Raw genomic sequence first — 15673 nt, 5'->3', positions numbered from 1 at the left:
GCGACATCCTCTTATCATGGTTCCTGTTCCCTGCACATGAGCGGCGGGAGAGCTATACATTCAACTGGAAGTGACCATTATCGGAGTTGGTCATATGAGTGATATGGCTACATACAAGTCTAGATGCCAGGTGACCTAGCAATAGCGAGTCAGGCCCGTCAGTCGATCCGTAGTCCGATGTTGCTGATGGCCAGGATGCAGTTATTTCTCAGGTTGTGACCATTGACGATATTGGTCACAAGACTGAGAATATGATGATCATCCTATTCCTCAGTAAGGGAATCTATGCGCCGGCTCCGACCTTTCCCCATTGCCGCATGCTTGTTGCCTCTTGCCCTGAGCGCCTGCGGCGAATCTTCCAGCGTTGCAGATCCCCGTACCCAGGCGCCGCTGGTCAGATCCGCTGCGGTTCAAGCGTCACCCGATGTCGCTCGTTCTTTCACCGGCGTGGTCGCGGCGCGCGTTCAGGGCGACTTGGGTTTTCGCGTGTCGGGCAAAGTGCTCGAACGTCTGGTTGATACGGGGGAGGTCGTCAAGCGAGGGCAGCCGCTGATGCGTCTTGACCCGATCGACCTTGGACTGCAAGCGCGGGCGCAGCAGGCGGCGGTCATAGCGGCTCGCGCCAGCGCCAAACAGACAGCCGACGACGAGGCTCGCTATCGCAAACTGGTCGGCGTTGGCGCCATTTCGGCATCAGCCTACGACCAGTACAGAGCCGCTGCGGAGACTGCAAAGGCGCAGCTCAACGCCGCGCAGGCGCAAGCGGACGTAGCGAGTAACGCTTCAGGTTATGCGTTGCTGGTTGCTGATGCGGACGGCGTGGTAGTGGAAACACTCGCTGAACCTGGACAAGTCGTAAGCCCGGGACAACCGGTGGTTCGACTGGCGCGCGCAGGTCAGCGCGAAGCCATCGTGCATCTGCCCGAAACGTTGCGTCCGGCAGCCGGTTCCACCGCACAAGCCAGCCTCTACGGGGTCAATTCAGCGGCGGTGACGGCAAAACTGCGGCTGCTTTCGGACTCCGCGGACCGCACGACGCGCACATTCGAAGCGCGCTATGTGCTTGAGGGGCCGCTGGCCAACGCGCCGATCGGTGCGACCGTCACCCTCAGCATTGCCGAGGGCGCCTCCCAGACACAGGCGTTACAAGTCCCCATCGCCGCGATTTACGACCCGGGCAAAGGACCCGGTGTGTGGGTGATCACCGGAACACCGGCAAAGGTGGCTTGGCGAGCGGTTAAGGTGCTGGGGTTGAGCGATGATTCGGCGCGCATCGCCGGCGACCTCACTGCCGGTGAGCAGGTTGTAGCGTTGGGCGCACATCTGCTGCGCGATGGCGAAGAGGTGCGATTGCCGCAACAGAGCGAAGCCAGCGTTGCCGGGAGTCGCCCATGAGCCAGGGGCGCTTCAACCTTTCGGCCATCGCGGTTCGTGAGCGGGCGATCACCGTGTTCCTGATCTTTCTGATTGCCGTTGCGGGGACGTTGTCGTTCTTTCAACTGGGACGTGCGGAGGATCCACCGTTTACGGTCAAACAGATGACGGTCATTACCGCGTGGCCCGGTGCGACTGCGCAAGAGATGCAGGATCAGGTCGCCGAACCCCTTGAAAAGCGCCTGCAAGAACTCAAGTGGTACGACCGCTCGGAAACCTACACTCGCCCTGGACTGGCGTTCACGATGGTGTCGTTGCTCGACAGCACGCCGCCGTCGCAAGTGCAGGAAGAGTTCTATCAAGCACGCAAGAAGCTCGACGATGAAGCCATCAGGCTGCCGGCCGGTGTTATCGGGCCGATGGTCAACGATGAGTTTTCCGACGTGACCTTCGCGCTGTTCGCCTTGAAAGCCAAGGGCGAGCCACAGCGCTTGCTGGTGCGTGATGCCGAAGCCATGCGCCAGCGTCTGCTACACGTGCCAGGGGTGAAGAAGGTCAACATCATCGGGGAGCAAGCCGAGCGCATCTACGTTTCGTTTTCCCATGATCGGTTGGCGACCCTGGGCCTGTCGCCGCAGGACATCTTCGCCGCCCTGAACAGTCAGAACGTGCTGACGCCCGCCGGCTTCATCGAAACCAGTGGGCCGCAGGTGTTTCTGCGTCTCGACGGTGCTTTCGACAAGGTGCAGAAAATTCGCGATACGCCGGTCTCCGTGCAGGGGCGCACGCTCAAGCTCTCTGATGTCGCGACGGTTGAACGCGGTTACGAAGATCCCGCCACCTTTTTTGTGCGCAATAACGGTGAAGACGCGCTGCTGCTGGGCGTGGTGATGCGCGAGGGCTGGAACGGTCTCGATCTGGGCAAGGCGCTGGATGCGGAAACCGCGCGGATCAATGCGGAAATGCCATTGGGCATGACCCTCGCCAAAGTCACCGACCAGGCAGTCAATATTGACTCGGCGGTCGGCGAGTTCATGGTCAAGTTTTTTGTCGCGCTGCTGGTGGTCATGCTCGTGTGCTTTCTGAGTATGGGCTGGCGGGTCGGGGTGGTGGTCGCTGCCGCTGTGCCGTTGACCCTAGCGATCGTGTTCGTGGTGATGGCCGCCACCGGCAAGAACTTTGATCGCATTACCCTCGGGTCATTGATTCTCGCGCTCGGGCTGTTGGTCGATGACGCGATCATCGCCATTGAAATGATGGTGGTGAAAATGGAGGAAGGCTACGACCGCATCAAAGCGTCCGCGTATGCCTGGAGCCATACGGCGGCGCCGATGCTGTCCGGCACGCTGGTGACCGCAATCGGTTTCTTGCCGAACGGTTTTGCCCAGTCCACTGCCGGCGAGTACACCAGCAACATGTTCTGGATTGTCGGTATCGCGTTGATCGCGTCCTGGGTCGTCGCGGTGGCGTTCACCCCGTATCTGGGCGTGAAGTTGTTGCCGGACATCAAGAAGGTCGAAGGTGGCCACGCGGCGATCTACAATACGCCGAATTACAACCGTTTCCGCCGGCTGCTGACCGCGGTGATCGCTCGCAAATGGCTGGTGGCGGGCACGGTGGTCACGCTGTTTTTCATCGCCGTTCCAGGCATGGGGCTGGTGAAGAAACAGTTCTTCCCGACCTCTGACCGCCCCGAGGTGATGATCGAGGTGCAGATGCCCTACGGCACTTCGATCGAGCAGACCAGCGCCACGGCCGCCAAGGTCGAAGCCTGGTTGCAGAAGCAGGATGAGGCCAAAATCGTCACCGCCTATATCGGCCAGGGTGCGCCACGTTTCTTCCTGGCGATGGCGCCAGAATTACCCGATCCTTCTTTTGCCAAAATCGTGGTGCTCACGGACAGTCAGGAAGCACGCGAAACCCTCAAGTTCCGGCTGCGCGAAGCGGTTGCAGAAGGCCTCGCGCCGGAGGCTCGTGTCAGGGCCACGCAAATTGTCTTTGGGCCTTATTCGCCGTTTCCGGTTGCCTACCGGGTGATGGGGCCTGATCCGGCGAAGTTGCGCGATATCGCCGAGCAGGTCCGGGGCGTGCTGCAAGACAGCCCGATGATGAGAACGGTGAACACTGACTGGGGACCGCTGACCCCGACATTGCATTTCAGTCTCGATCAGGACCGTCTGCAAGCAGTGGGGCTGACCTCGAATGCGGTCGCCCAGCAATTGCAGTTTCTGCTGAGCGGAGTGCCGATAACGGCGGTTCGCGAGGATATTCGTTCCGTGCAGGTCGTCGGGCGTGCGGCGGGTAATATCAGGCTCGACCCGGCGCAAATCAAAGGCTTCACTCTGGTCGGCGCGGCGGGGCAACGCATCCCGTTGTCGCAGATCGGCGAGGTCGATGTGCGCATGGAGGATCCGATTCTGCGCCGCCGTGATCGCACACCGACGATCACTGTGCGTGGCGACATTGCCGAAGGCTTGCAGCCACCGGATGTTTCGAGTGCGATCCTCAAGGAGTTGCAGCCGATCATCGAAACACTGCCTTCCGGTTACCGGATCGAGCAGGCGGGTGCCATCGAGGAGTCCGGCAAAGCGGGTAAGGCAATCTTGCCCCTGCTGCCGATCATGATCGCCATGACGTTGCTGATCATCATGGTGCAGGTGCGTTCGATCGCGGCGATGATCATGGTCTTCCTCACCTCGCCATTAGGCTTGATTGGTGTGGTGCCGACGCTGCTGATCTTCAATCAGCCATTTGGCATCAATGCGCTGGTCGGGTTGATTGCGCTGTCGGGAATCCTGATGCGCAACACGCTGATTCTGATCGGGCAGATCCATCACAACACGCTGGAAGGACTGGACCCGTTCCACGCTGTGGTCGAAGCCACGGTGCAACGTGCGCGACCGGTCCTGCTGACGGCGCTGGCGGCCATCCTGGCCTTTATTCCACTGACACACTCGGTGTTCTGGGGCACGCTGGCTTACACCCTGATTGGCGGCACGTTCGTCGGTACCATCATTACGCTGGTGTTCCTGCCGGCGATGTATTCGATCTGGTTCAAGATCCGCCCTGAGCACGAGATTCAGACCGAAACAGTCAAACTGGCGTAGTGACAACGCCTGCAATCGAGGCCCGCTTTCGCGGGCCTCTTTGTCCCCACGTCAAAGCGTGGTGATCTGCCCATTGCGATCCAGCTCATACACCTTGTTGCCCTGCAATTTCTCCTTCAGCCACCGCTCGGCTTTACCCAGCGGCCGTTGCCGCGCCCAGAGCAAATCCACACCAATCTGCCAGTCGGTATGCGGATACGCCGAGAGCTGCAGTTCCACCAGTTCACCCTTGGCCAATTCGCGCTGAACAAGCTGCCGGGGCAGGGTGGCCCAGCCGAGTCCGGCGCGGACCATTTCCAATAACGCCAGATAACTTTCCGCCTGCCACAACTGGGTCGAACGCAGGTATTCACTGCTCGGCAGTTTGCTCGCGTGGGCGCTGAAGGCCAGGCGCCGATGCACATGCAGGTCATCGAACGTGACGTTCTCGAGCTGCGCCAGTGGATGGTCGGGATGGCAGACGTGCAGCATGATCAGTTTGCCCAGTTGCTGGAACGCCAGCTCCTTGGGATAGCCGGGCTGTGAGAACGCCACACCGAGTACCGCTTCGCCGCTGCTGACCAGTTCGCTAACGTCGCCGTAAACCGGATGGCGGATGATCAGGTCGACAAAGGGGAACGCGGCTTCGAAGGCTTTGAGCACCGGCATGATCGGCCCGTACGGCGTTGCAATGGCGAGCGTCAGGCTGGTTTCGACGTTGTCCGAAAGACAATCGGCGTGGGCTTCGAAGGTCATGCAGCGTTCGAGCACGGCTTCGGCTTGAACCAGCAATTTGTGGCCGCTGGCGGTGAGCGCAGGGCTGCGGTTGCTGCGGTCGAACAGGTCGACGCCAAGGTCGGTTTCGAGGTTGGCAATCGCCGCGCTGATGGTCGATTGAGTCTTGCCTAGTTTGCGCCCGGCGGCGGAGAACGATCCGCTTTTGACCACTTGGACGAACATCAACAGTTGATCGAGTGAGAAGCGCAAGCGGTGAACTCCCGGGTCGAGGATGGGGGTTTAAAGCAGATAACCAATGCCAGATTCGTGCCATCGAAAAAAGCGATGGTTGCTAATTTTGTTCATCGCAATAAACGTTCAACTATGGCCCCGCGTCAAACGATCTCCGGGGCGGATCCACCCTACAAACGCCCCTGAGCATGCCCGCGATCTCAACAGATGCCGCACCTTCAGGAGCGTGTGAAATGACCCCACAACGCATTCATCCGGTGGACGAGGTTTTGCCACTGCGACAGTTGTTCACGTTTGGCTTGCAGCATGTTCTGGTGATGTACGCGGGAGCGGTGGCGGTGCCGCTGATTCTCGGCAGTGCGATGGGGCTGACCTCGGCGCAGGTGGTGTTGCTGATCAACGCCAACCTGTTGACCTCGGGTGTGGCGACGTTGATTCAAACCCTCGGCTTCTGGAAGTTCGGCGCGCGGCTGCCGCTGATTCAGGGCTGCTCGTTTATTGCCCTGGCGCCGATGATCATGATCGGCAAAGAGTTCGGCCTCAGTCAGATTTTCGGCGCGGTGATCGCAGCGGGCTTTATCACCATTGCCCTGGCACCGGTGTTCAGCCGCTTGCTGCGGTTTTTTCCGCCGGTGGTGATTGGCAGTCTGATCACCATTATCGGCATCTCGCTAATGCCGGCGGCGGCGATCTGGCTGGGCGGCGGCAATCCCGACTCGGCGGATTTTGGTAATCCCGCGAACCTGTTGCTCGGTTTGGCGACGGTCAGCGTGACGCTAGTGATCTACGCCAAATGCAAGGGCTTTCTCGGCAACCTCAGCGTGCTGATTGGTCTGTTCGTCGGCAGCCTGATCGCAGCAGCCTGCGGTATGACTCACTTCAATCGTGTCAGCGAAGCGGCGTGGTTTGAGCTGAGTGCGCCGATCGCCTTCGGCGCGCCGGAATTCGCACCGGTGCCGATTCTGATCATGACCCTGGCGATGCTGGTGATCATGGCCGAGACCACCGGCAACTGCTTGGCGATCGGCAAACTGACCGGCAAACCGACCACGCAACAGACTCTCGGCAACGCGTTCCGCGCCGACGGCTTGTCGACCATGCTCGGCGGTTTGTTCAACAGCTTTCCCTACAACGCCTTCACTCAGAACACCGGTTTGATCGCGCTTTCCAACGTGAAAAGCCGCTTCGTCGTGGCCGCCGCCGGGGCAATCATGGTGCTGATGGGCCTGTTCCCCAAACTCGGCGCGTTGATCGCCGCCGTGCCGACGCCAGTGCTCGGTGGCTGCGCGATCGTGATGTTCGGCATGACCACGGTGGCGGGCATTCAAGAACTGTCACGGGTGCAATTCGAGGGGACGCGCAACGGCATCATCGTTGCGGTTTCGGTGAGTGTCGGGGTGCTGCCGATGTCCTTTCCGGCGCTGTTCGAACACGTCGGTCCGACATTGAAACTGGTGCTCGACAGCGGGATTTTCCTCGGAGCGATCACCGCCATCGCCCTCAACATCCTGCTCAACAACGAAAAAAAATCGACCGAAACCCTCGGCGCTGAACTGGCCGACTGACTGTTTGTTTTCCACTGCCCAGGAGTTACCCATGAATCAATTCACTCAGCTCATTCCGGCCGGCGTCAGCGAGCTTGATCTGACCTTGCTGCGCCAGACCATTGCCTTGTCCGAGGCATCGAAACAACGCGGTCGCCATCCGTTTGCGGCATTGGTGGCCGACCGCAACGGCAAGGTGATTGTCGAAGCGGGGAATAACTCGATGCCGCCGGAAGGCGATCCGACGCAGCACGCCGAGTTGGTGGCGGCCGCCGCAGCGGCAAAATTGCTGTCGCCGCAAGAGCTGGAACTGTGCACGCTGTACACCAGCGCCGAACCTTGCTGCATGTGCGCCGGCGCGGTGTATTGGACCGGAATCGGGCGAGTGGTTTATGCCTTGTCGGAGCATGCCTTGCTGGGATTGACGGGGGATCATCCGGAGAACCCGACGTTCTCGCTGCCATGCCGCGAAGTATTCGCCAAGGGGCAGCGCAAGGTCAGTGTGTTGGGGCCGATGCTGGAGGGCGAGGCGGCTGCACCGCATAAAGGCTTCTGGTCGTAAACTGCTGTCCGCGTCACAAGGTCCAGCGAGGCGGGGACGGTAAACGAGCTTGAATGCCGCGCATTCTCGGATGCGCGGCAATTCTCACGAATCCATCGCGAGACGAACCGCGCTTTTACAACGCAAACGTAGTCCCCCGAGTATTCACAAACAGCGAATAGATCGAGTGACTGCTGGCCATGAACAACCGATTGCCTTCGCGCCCCCCAAAGCACAAATTCGGGCAGCGCTCTGGCAGGGAAATGTGCCCGATGGCCTTGCCTTGCGAATTGAACACGCGCACGCCGTCGAGTTTTTCCAGGTCGGCCTTGGGATCACCATTGCCGCCCCAGCCGCACCACAGGTTGCCGGCTTCGTCGCACTTGATGCCGTCGATCGCGGCATAGTCCAGCCCTTCGATATGCTTGCGGCGTTCGCCGAGTGTGCCATCGTCCTTCACCGCGATCGCCCAGATCAGGCGATTGGGCTTGGCGCGACCTTCAACGACGTACAGTGTTTTCTCATCGGGAGAAAAGCACAGACCGTTGGGGCCGTTCAGATCGTCGATGACCCGCGTGACCTTTTTGCTCTCGCCGTCGATGCGGTACACGGCGTGGGGTTGGCTCGGGGTGATTTTGTGGCCTTCGTAGTTGTTGCTGGTCTGGAAGGGCGGGTCGGTAAACCAGATTGATCCGTCACTTTTGCAGACGATGTCGTTGGGCGAGTTGAAGGGTTTGCCGTCGAAGCTGTCGGCCAGAACGGTGATCGTGCCATTGGCTTCGGTGCGCGTGACGCGCCGGCCTTCGCTGGTGGTGGTGGAGCCTTCGCAGACGATCAGACGTCCTTGGCGATCCCGGCACATGCCGTTGGAAAAGTTCGAGTGTTCGCGGTACACGCTGAAGGTGTCGGTGATTTCGTCCCAGCGCATGATGCGATTGTTGGGGATGTCGCTGACCAACAAATAGCGGCCATCACCGACCCACACCGGTCCTTCGGCCCAGCGCATACCGGTGGCAAGTTTTTCGACACTGGCGTTGAAAACGCGTAGCTCGAGGAAGCTGTCGTCGAGGATGTGAATCAGTGGATCTGGATAGCGCTGACTCAAGGGTTCGGCGGCCTCGGCGATCCGCGTCAGTGCGGTGCTGCCGACGGTGGCGAGCGTGGCGGAAACGGCGAGGGATTTTTTCAGGAAGCTGCGGCGGGTGTTGCCTTGCGCTCGGTCAGGGCTTTCAGGTCGAGCGGACAGGGATGAGTCCATGTAGCGATCTCCGTGGTTTTATTTTTATGTGGGAGACGTAGTAATACCTCGTGATAGGACATCGTACAAGTTGTTCGTTGCGCGACGCCAATGGGCGTAGGTAGCAGTGGAAGCCAGTAAGCATCATGGCCTCCACCTTAGAATTGGCATGCGATAACTTCGTGTCCTGCGGGCAAGGACAGCTTTTAGTCAACCATCACCTCATCCAGTGCCTGCTCAAGCAGGCTGACCGTGCGCTCGACATTCTGTAGCTTCTCCAGCCCGAACAGGCCGAGGCGAAAGGTCTGGAAGTCGGCCGGCTCATCGCATTGCAGCGGTACTCCGGCAGCGATCTGCAGGCCGTGTTGGGCAAATTTCTTGCCGCTTTTGATGTCGGCATCATCGGTGTAGCTCACGACGACGCCGGGCGCCTGAAAGCCTTCTGCGGCGACGCTTTTGATGCCTTTGCCGGTCAACAGCGCACGCACCCGATCGCCCAGCGCCTGTTGTTCATCGCGAACCTTGTCGAACCCGTACGCTTGTGTCTCTTTCATCACGTCGTTGAACCGCGCGAGTGAATCGCTGGGCATCGTCGCGTGATAGGCATGTCCGCCTTGTTCATAGGCCTGCATGATCTGCAGCCACTTTTTCAGGTCGCAGGCGAAGCTGCTGCTTTGCGTCTGTTCGATACGCTCGAGCGCCGCAGCACTGAACATCACCAGCGCGCAGCAAGGGGACGCGCTCCAGCCTTTCTGCGGGGCGCTGATCAGCAGGTCGACGGCGCATTTGTGCATATCCACCCAAATCGTGCCGGAGGCGATGCAGTCCAGCACGAACAGGCCACCCACCGCATGCACGGCGTCGCCAACGGCTCGCAGGTACTCGTCGGGCAGGAGGATCCCGGATGAAGTTTCAACGTGGGGGGCGAAGACCACTTTCGGCTTCTGCGCCGCAATGGCTGCCAGCACTTCGTCCAGCGGCGGCGGGGCGTAGGCTGCCTGGCGCCCCGTCTCGACCGGCTGGGCTTTGAGCACCGTGGTGGCCGCCGGGATGTTGCCCATCTCAAGGATCTGGCTCCAGCGATAACTGAACCAACCGTTGCGTATCACCAGACACTGTTGTCCGGTAGCGAACTGCCGCGCCACCGCTTCCATGCCGAATGTGCCGCTACCCGGAACCACCGCCACTGCTTCGGCGTTGTAGACCTGTCTCAGGGTCTTGGAAATGTTCTTCATCACGTCTTGGAAGGACTGCGACATGTGGTTCAGCGAGCGGTCGGTGTAGACCACTGAGTACTCGACCAATCCGTCGGGATCGATGCTCGGATAGAGCTTGGACATGGTGACTCCTTTGGCAGAGGGGTAAACATCATTGGCAAGCAAGTGTAGGCAAAGGGCAGGGATCAGCTCATTGATTTGCGCAAATGAGGTTAGAGTGCTCGGCAATGTCTCAATCGTTGCGTGAACCATGAAGCTGCCGCTGTTTATTTCTCTGGATGGGCCCAAGGGCACCGGCAAAACCACACTGCTGGAGGCTGTTACCGCTGCACTGCGGGCAGACAAGCACAAAGTCATTCGGCTCTGCGAGAGAAAAAGCGATCCGTACCGCGGCGAAACCATGGCCTTGGTCAACCAACTCGCCAGACATCCGTCGCGGGAACTGGAGTGGGCGGTGTGTCAACGCCTTGCGGATAGCCGTCGCTGGATTTCCCAGCAGGTGCTGCCCAAACAGCCACTGGACAGCATCATCCTGATCGACCGCTGGTATCCGTCTGACGCCGCATTTCGCCATAGCGTGCCGTTTGCCGAGATTCTGCAGTTGAACATGCAGCGAGGCGTGCGCGTGCCGGATCTGCATGTCGGCGTTGTCACCGCGCCGGATATTTCATGGGCGAGGGCGACGGCCCGGTCGCGAGGGCTGGGCGGCACGGTGATCCAGAAACACGCAGAGCACGTCGTCTGTACCGAGATGTTTGAGCAGGCGGTCGCCGATCACGGCTGGGTGTTGTGCCGTAACGAAGGAACCATCGAAGCCGCAACGACTCAGGTAGTTGCAGAGATCTATAAAGTGCTTGGCTGATTGTCGAATCAGCGCCGCCTGATCTAGTTTGAATGCCAGATTTCTCTGACCTGAACTCACCGTACTGACGGATCACACGCCCCCGATGCTCACAAACCTCTGGTATGTCGTTCTCCCATCGTCACAGCTGACTGATGGACTGATGCCGGTTCAATTGCTCGGACAACCTTTTGTGGCGTTCCGCGATGACGCGGGCGTCGCTCACCTGCTTTCGGATATTTGCGTGCATCGCGGCGGCTCGCTGTCAGCGGGCAGCAAAGTGGGCAATAGCGTGCAGTGTCCCTATCACGGCTGGCGGTTTGGCGCTGATGGTATTTGCACACTGATACCAGCGCAGCCGGACGTGCGGATTCCCGCCAAGGCCCGCGTCGATGCGTACCCGACGCTTGAGCGCTACGGTTGGATCTGGGCGTTTTTAGGTGATCTGCCGGAGTCTGAGCGCCCACCATTGCCCACGCTCGACTGGATCGACGATCCCGCCATCCGCGTGGTCTCGGGCCACTTTGACTGGCAGGCCAGTTGGGACCGGATTATCGAAAACGGTCTGGACTTCGCGCACGCGCCGTTTGTCCATGGCTCAACCTTCGGCGATCCGGATCATCCCGAGATTGAATCGTTCGAGGTCGACAGCGATGCGTGGAGCGGCAGCGCCCAAATGCTTATGCGCAGGCCGGCGCGCAAAGGGCTGCTGCGGCGTAAATCCTCCACCGAGTTTGTCAGTGTGGTGACTGTTCCGGGGTTTCACCTGTCCGGTCCGTGTACAACGCTGGAACTTGAATTACCGAACGGCTGGCGGATCTACATCGTCTCGGCGCATGTCCCGATTGACGCCAATCGCACGCGCACCTGGTGGATGATGGGCAGAACGTTCCTGCGCACCCGACTGCTGGATCGCAGGTTCATTGCGAGCAATATCCGTATCTTCGAACAAGATCATGCCGTGCTGAAAAACGTCAGGCCCGAACGTGTGCCGGACACTTTTCAGCAGGAGGTTTCGTTGAAGTCCGATGCGCTGCAGATCGCCTTTCGCAAAGACGTGCAGGCACTGGAGCAGCGCGGTTGGCGGATCGATGAAGACCGCCTCGCTCGAAACTTCACCGGACGCAAGGCTTGCGCGATACCCAGCCCTGAACGTCGTCAAATTCGCGCTTGGGCGATCGAGCCGATTCCGCTCGTGGATATCACCCACGAACCTGACTAGTGCTGCGAGCCAGCCTGCGCTTGGCGCAGACTGGCGCAACCCCTAGCGCGTCTCACATTGCGGCGAAGGCTCGCCGCTCAATGCATCCACCATCGGCGGATGCTCCTGCACCGCCTGACGCAAGTCCTCGGTCACTCGCAGCTCTGCACCTGTCGGTGAGAACGTCGCTGCTGCCGCAAACGGCGCGGGATTGGCCGGAACCGGGCGTTTGCCACGGCGCCACAGGAAGAAGGTAACCATGCACAGATTGACCAGCGCAAACACCCAGAACAGACCATTGGCACCGAACGAGTTCATCACCGGCGAGATCATCATCGGGCTGATCGCCGAGCCCAGTGAGTTGATCAGCAGCAAGCCCTGAATCATCGGCACCAAGGCTTCGGCCGGGGCGCGGTCGGCGGCGTGGCTGACGGCAACCGGGTACAGCGCAAACACACCGCCACCGAGCAGAAACAACATCACCGCGAGCATTGTCGAGGACAACGGCACCAGGACGATCAGCAGCGACAACACCGTGCACGCTACCGTCAGAATGGTCAGCACTTGCAAGCGATCCTTGCGATCAGACCAGCGTCCGACCGGGTATTGCAGGAGCATCGCGCCAAGAATCGTCCAAGCCATCATGCTGCCGACTTCACCGACATTCAGACCGCTGCGTTGCAGATACAGTGGCAGCAAGGTGTAGATCGCCGCGATGGTCACACCCGAGCCGAAACAGCCGACCAGCCCGGTCGGGGTCACGCCCAGCAGTTGCCGTGGTTTGAGCGGCTCGACCTGATCAAGCAGCGGCGACACGCGCGGCAGGATCACGATCGGCAACACCGACAACGAAGCGAGCATGCCGGCGACCATGAACGGTGCGCTGTCGCTGAGCCCGGTGATCTTGCCCAGCGTTGCCTGGCCCAGCACACCGGCGCCATACAAGACGATCATGTACAACGCGAGCAAGCGCCCGCGAATCTTCGCGTCGCCCGCCAGCAGCAGCCAGCTCTCGATCACCAGAAACACGCCGACCGTGGCCCAGCCGTTGATCAGGCGCAGGGCGAACCAGCCCCAAGTGTCATAGAACAAACCCTGCAGCAGGATGGTCACGGCGATCAGCGAGGCAAAGCTGCCGTAGGCGCGGATATGGCCGATGCGCAGAATCAAACGGTCATTGAACACCGCACCCAGGGTCAGACCGATGAAGTAGGCCGATGAAACGATGCCGATCATCGTGGTCGACGCACCGGCAGCGTCCAGTCGAAGGGTGGTCAGCGAAGACAGAAAACCGTTGCCCAGCGCAACAATGAACAGCCCGAGCAGGGGCGCCAGCGCCATGGCCAGCAAACGCGGAGACATAAAAACCTCTAGAGAACGAACAGCGCAACGTGCGCCTCTGCGCATGCGATTGCCAAGCCGGGATGTGTGGTGCAGGTGCCCGCCGAACGGGCAGGGCGGTTGGGTATGTTTCGGTCACCAGATCCGGCGACTGCAAGAGCGCGCGGATTCTAAGGCTTGTGCGGAATTTTCCAATGGCTGTTTGCTGCGACAGTTGGACGCAGGTCAATCAAGGCTGAGTCATAACGACAGCTCATCCTTTGCAGGGCAAAAATGTTCCTTTATTGATCTTCTTGCGCTGGTTAGCCTGTGCGGTCGGTTTGCCATTTTGTGCCAGGAGTCATGATGCTGATCAAAGGTGAGCGGGCCGCCACGGCGTGTGGTTTGGTGGCGATCGTTTTGTGGAGTACCGCTGCCGGATTGATCAGAGGCGTCAGCGAACACTTCGGCCCGCTGGGAGGCGCTGCGCTGATCTATTCGCTGGGCGCCATGCTCTTGCTGGTGTTCCTCGGCCGCCCGCGGATTCGCTCGACTTCCAGGCTCTATCTGCTGCTCGGCAGCGCATTGTTCGTCGCTTATGAGGTGTGCCTGTCGTTGGCATTGGGTTTCGCCAGTGATCGCCATCAAGCCATCGAACTGGGTGTGGTCAATTATCTGTGGCCATGCCTGACCGTGGTGCTGGCGATCGTCATGAACGGGCAGAAGACCCGCTGGTTCATCATCCCAGGCTCCGCGCTGGCGATTTTCGGCATCTTGTGGGTGGTCAGTGGCGAGGGTTTATCGCTGCCGGGAATTGTGCGCAATGTTCAGTCCAACCCGTTGAGCTACAGCCTGGCATTGACCTGTGCGATCACCTTTGCGCTGTATTGCAATGTCACGCGTCGCTATGCCGGCGGGCAGAATCTGGTGGTGCTGTTTTTTGTGCTGACGTCCGTCGTACTGTGGGGGAAGTGGTACGTGAGCCAGGAACAGATTCCGCCATTCACTTGGGAAAACTCCCTGGAGCTGCTGGCAGCCGGAATCGCCATGGCTGGCGGTTACGCGCTGTGGAACATCGGCATTCTGCGCGGAAACCTGACCTTGCTGGCGACCGCGTCCTACTCCGCGTCCGTGCTGTCGTCGGCGTTCGCCGCGCTGTGGCTGGGCGTCAGTTTGCAGATGCAGTTCTGGCAGGGCGCCGTGCTGGTGACGGTGGGCTCGCTACTGTGTTGGCAGGCGACCCGGCAGCACAAGGTTTCCCAAGCAACTCCGATCAAGGTCAGCGTGGGCGAAAACCCTCACTGAAACAGGCCTTAGCGGCCTGCCTTAACGGATGCTAAATTAGCGTCGCAACGCAAGTCTCCCGCAATCACGCGGGTTTATGGAGAGCAACAGCATGGAAGCCACCCCGGTAGACCGTTCAGCCCCGATCCGTTACTGGGCAGTACTGGGCTTGTCACTGCTGTTCAACCCCTCAACCCCGGCCATGGCCTTTACCCCCGAGCTGCATTCGGCCTACGCGCTAAAAGCAGCGCAGGCGTTTCAGCGCTGCCCCGGAGTAAAGCTACCTGTGCAGTTGGGCGAGGCGTTGGCTAAAGGAACGGATGCAGAAGACTCAAGCCCGCTGACGATCCTTCAGCGCGCCACCCACTGGCATTTCTACAACCGCAACGAAAAGCTTGAGCCACTCTGGTTGGTCCAGCGCAATCTGGACGCGATTTTCAACAAACGCATCAAGAAGCTGAACGAGCTGCTGGTGAAACCTGATGCCGACCCGGTTGCGGTCTACGAGCAAGCAGGAAGGGTTTTGCATTACATACAGGACATGAGCGTCCCCGGCCATGTGGTGCCGGCTTACCACGCAAAGTTACCGGGCAATCATTCCGATCCATTTGATGAGTTCGAGAGCATTGAAGCGCTGCCAGTGTTCGACTTGTCTGACGTGCAGTGTCAGGCGCTTCGTGATGAGGCGGATAAAGCCGATGCCAACCCTCGACGTTTTCTGGACGCCGCTGCCACAGCAACCTTGCAAGCGATAGAGCAGATAGACGCGGCCGGTAAACCTGTCGTCGACGGTGCATGGAACGCATATTGGGTTTACCCCGCGCGAAACACCGATGAAGCCCGCAAAGGCTGGGGCCAATACGGTACCTGCGAATTTGCAAAGGGCAATGTCAATGCTGGGTGCAAGCGTGAAGAAGAGCTTGTGGCGTTGTTCGAACAACAGTCTCGGCAGGCTCAGAGAAACTCGGTGCTGATGCTTTTTTATGTGCAAAAGAAGCTGGCCGAAGCAGGCCAGAAAAACGCCAGTGCAATGGCTGATCAATAGTGGGGACTGAAATT

The 15673-nt window shown here is 59.8% G+C and carries 12 protein-coding genes; 8 read left to right on the top strand and 4 right to left on the bottom strand.

Annotation, left to right across the window (positions count from 1 at the left end):
* Positions 1-285 precede the first annotated feature (285 nt).
* Positions 286-1395: an efflux RND transporter periplasmic adaptor subunit gene (locus tag ACZZ0A_RS11410; RefSeq protein ID WP_414894277.1), complete on the top strand. Its 1110-nt coding sequence runs from the start codon at positions 286-288 to the stop codon at positions 1393-1395.
* Positions 1392-4481 carry an efflux RND transporter permease subunit gene (locus tag ACZZ0A_RS11405; RefSeq protein ID WP_463543088.1) on the top strand — a complete coding sequence of 1030 codons (3090 nt, stop codon included), beginning with the start codon at positions 1392-1394 and terminating at the stop codon, positions 4479-4481. The genes ACZZ0A_RS11410 and ACZZ0A_RS11405 overlap by 4 nt, the downstream gene beginning before the upstream one ends.
* A gap of 51 nt (positions 4482-4532) precedes the next feature.
* Here the strand turns inward: ACZZ0A_RS11405 and ACZZ0A_RS11400 are convergent, their stop codons facing one another.
* Complete coding sequence (locus ACZZ0A_RS11400; protein WP_463543087.1) at positions 4533-5447, bottom strand: LysR family transcriptional regulator; 915 nt, start codon at positions 5445-5447, stop codon at positions 4533-4535.
* 215 nt (positions 5448-5662) lie between these two features.
* Here ACZZ0A_RS11400 and ACZZ0A_RS11395 point away from each other — a divergent pair, with 215 nt between their 5' ends.
* Positions 5663-6994 (top strand): nucleobase:cation symporter-2 family protein, encoded by a 1332-nt coding sequence (locus ACZZ0A_RS11395; protein ID WP_414894275.1) that lies wholly within the window; start codon positions 5663-5665, stop codon positions 6992-6994.
* Positions 6995-7025: 31 nt separating this feature from the next.
* A complete protein-coding gene (locus ACZZ0A_RS11390; protein WP_463543086.1) occupies positions 7026-7535 on the top strand; it encodes a nucleoside deaminase in 510 nt (169 codons plus the stop codon).
* A 115-nt stretch (positions 7536-7650) separates the two neighbouring features.
* Here ACZZ0A_RS11390 and ACZZ0A_RS11385 read toward each other — a convergent pair whose 3' ends face one another.
* Both ACZZ0A_RS11385 and ACZZ0A_RS11380 read right to left on the bottom strand, forming a co-directional pair.
* Positions 7651-8772, bottom strand: a complete 1122-nt coding sequence (locus ACZZ0A_RS11385) for an SMP-30/gluconolactonase/LRE family protein (RefSeq protein ID WP_463543085.1) — start codon at positions 8770-8772, stop codon at positions 7651-7653.
* A gap of 185 nt (positions 8773-8957) precedes the next feature.
* Positions 8958-10091, bottom strand: a complete 1134-nt coding sequence (locus tag ACZZ0A_RS11380) for an aminotransferase class V-fold PLP-dependent enzyme (RefSeq protein WP_463543084.1) — start codon at positions 10089-10091, stop codon at positions 8958-8960.
* A 127-nt stretch (positions 10092-10218) separates the two neighbouring features.
* Here ACZZ0A_RS11380 and ACZZ0A_RS11375 point away from each other — a divergent pair, with 127 nt between their 5' ends.
* Entirely contained in the window at positions 10219-10830 is a 612-nt protein-coding gene (locus ACZZ0A_RS11375) for a dTMP kinase (RefSeq protein WP_463543083.1), read from the top strand.
* 85 nt (positions 10831-10915) lie between these two features.
* Positions 10916-12031, top strand: coding sequence for an aromatic ring-hydroxylating dioxygenase subunit alpha (locus tag ACZZ0A_RS11370; RefSeq protein ID WP_463543082.1), 1116 nt, complete (start codon positions 10916-10918; stop codon positions 12029-12031).
* A 42-nt stretch (positions 12032-12073) separates the two neighbouring features.
* Here ACZZ0A_RS11370 and ACZZ0A_RS11365 read toward each other — a convergent pair whose 3' ends face one another.
* A complete protein-coding gene (locus ACZZ0A_RS11365; RefSeq protein WP_463543081.1) occupies positions 12074-13417 on the bottom strand; it encodes an MFS transporter in 1344 nt (447 codons plus the stop codon).
* A 279-nt stretch (positions 13418-13696) separates the two neighbouring features.
* On the opposite strand from ACZZ0A_RS11365, the gene yddG reads away from it, so the two are divergent.
* The gene (gene yddG, locus ACZZ0A_RS11360; RefSeq protein ID WP_463543080.1) at positions 13697-14635 is read left to right on the top strand and encodes an aromatic amino acid DMT transporter YddG; all 939 of its coding nucleotides are present in this window, start codon (positions 13697-13699) and stop codon (positions 14633-14635) included.
* A 91-nt stretch (positions 14636-14726) separates the two neighbouring features.
* A complete protein-coding gene (locus tag ACZZ0A_RS11355; RefSeq protein WP_414917157.1) occupies positions 14727-15659 on the top strand; it encodes a hypothetical protein in 933 nt (310 codons plus the stop codon).
* Positions 15660-15673: the final 14 nt, after the last annotated feature.

It is taken from the genome of Pseudomonas sp. AC242 (genome assembly GCF_979258655.1).
The sequence above is the reverse complement of the archived record's forward strand: the minus strand, read 5'-3'. Positions and strand labels throughout refer to the sequence as shown.

Excerpts from the sequence above, each read along its gene's own strand:
- yddG (WP_463543080.1), top strand. The coding sequence starts at position 13,697 with ATGCTGATCAAAGGTGAGCGGGCCGCCACGGCGTGTGGTTTGGTGGCG.
- ACZZ0A_RS11365 (WP_463543081.1), bottom strand. The coding sequence starts at position 13,417 with ATGCGCAGAGGCGCACGTTGCGCTGTTCGTTCTCTAGAGGTTTTTATG.
- ACZZ0A_RS11405 (WP_463543088.1), top strand. The coding sequence starts at position 1,392 with ATGAGCCAGGGGCGCTTCAACCTTTCGGCCATCGCGGTTCGTGAGCGG.
- ACZZ0A_RS11395 (WP_414894275.1), top strand. The coding sequence starts at position 5,663 with ATGACCCCACAACGCATTCATCCGGTGGACGAGGTTTTGCCACTGCGA.
- ACZZ0A_RS11380 (WP_463543084.1), bottom strand. The coding sequence starts at position 10,091 with ATGTCCAAGCTCTATCCGAGCATCGATCCCGACGGATTGGTCGAGTAC.
- ACZZ0A_RS11385 (WP_463543085.1), bottom strand. The coding sequence starts at position 8,772 with ATGGACTCATCCCTGTCCGCTCGACCTGAAAGCCCTGACCGAGCGCAA.
- ACZZ0A_RS11355 (WP_414917157.1), top strand. The coding sequence starts at position 14,727 with ATGGAAGCCACCCCGGTAGACCGTTCAGCCCCGATCCGTTACTGGGCA.
- ACZZ0A_RS11375 (WP_463543083.1), top strand. The coding sequence starts at position 10,219 with ATGAAGCTGCCGCTGTTTATTTCTCTGGATGGGCCCAAGGGCACCGGC.
- ACZZ0A_RS11370 (WP_463543082.1), top strand. The coding sequence starts at position 10,916 with ATGCTCACAAACCTCTGGTATGTCGTTCTCCCATCGTCACAGCTGACT.
- ACZZ0A_RS11410 (WP_414894277.1), top strand. The coding sequence starts at position 286 with ATGCGCCGGCTCCGACCTTTCCCCATTGCCGCATGCTTGTTGCCTCTT.
- ACZZ0A_RS11390 (WP_463543086.1), top strand. The coding sequence starts at position 7,026 with ATGAATCAATTCACTCAGCTCATTCCGGCCGGCGTCAGCGAGCTTGAT.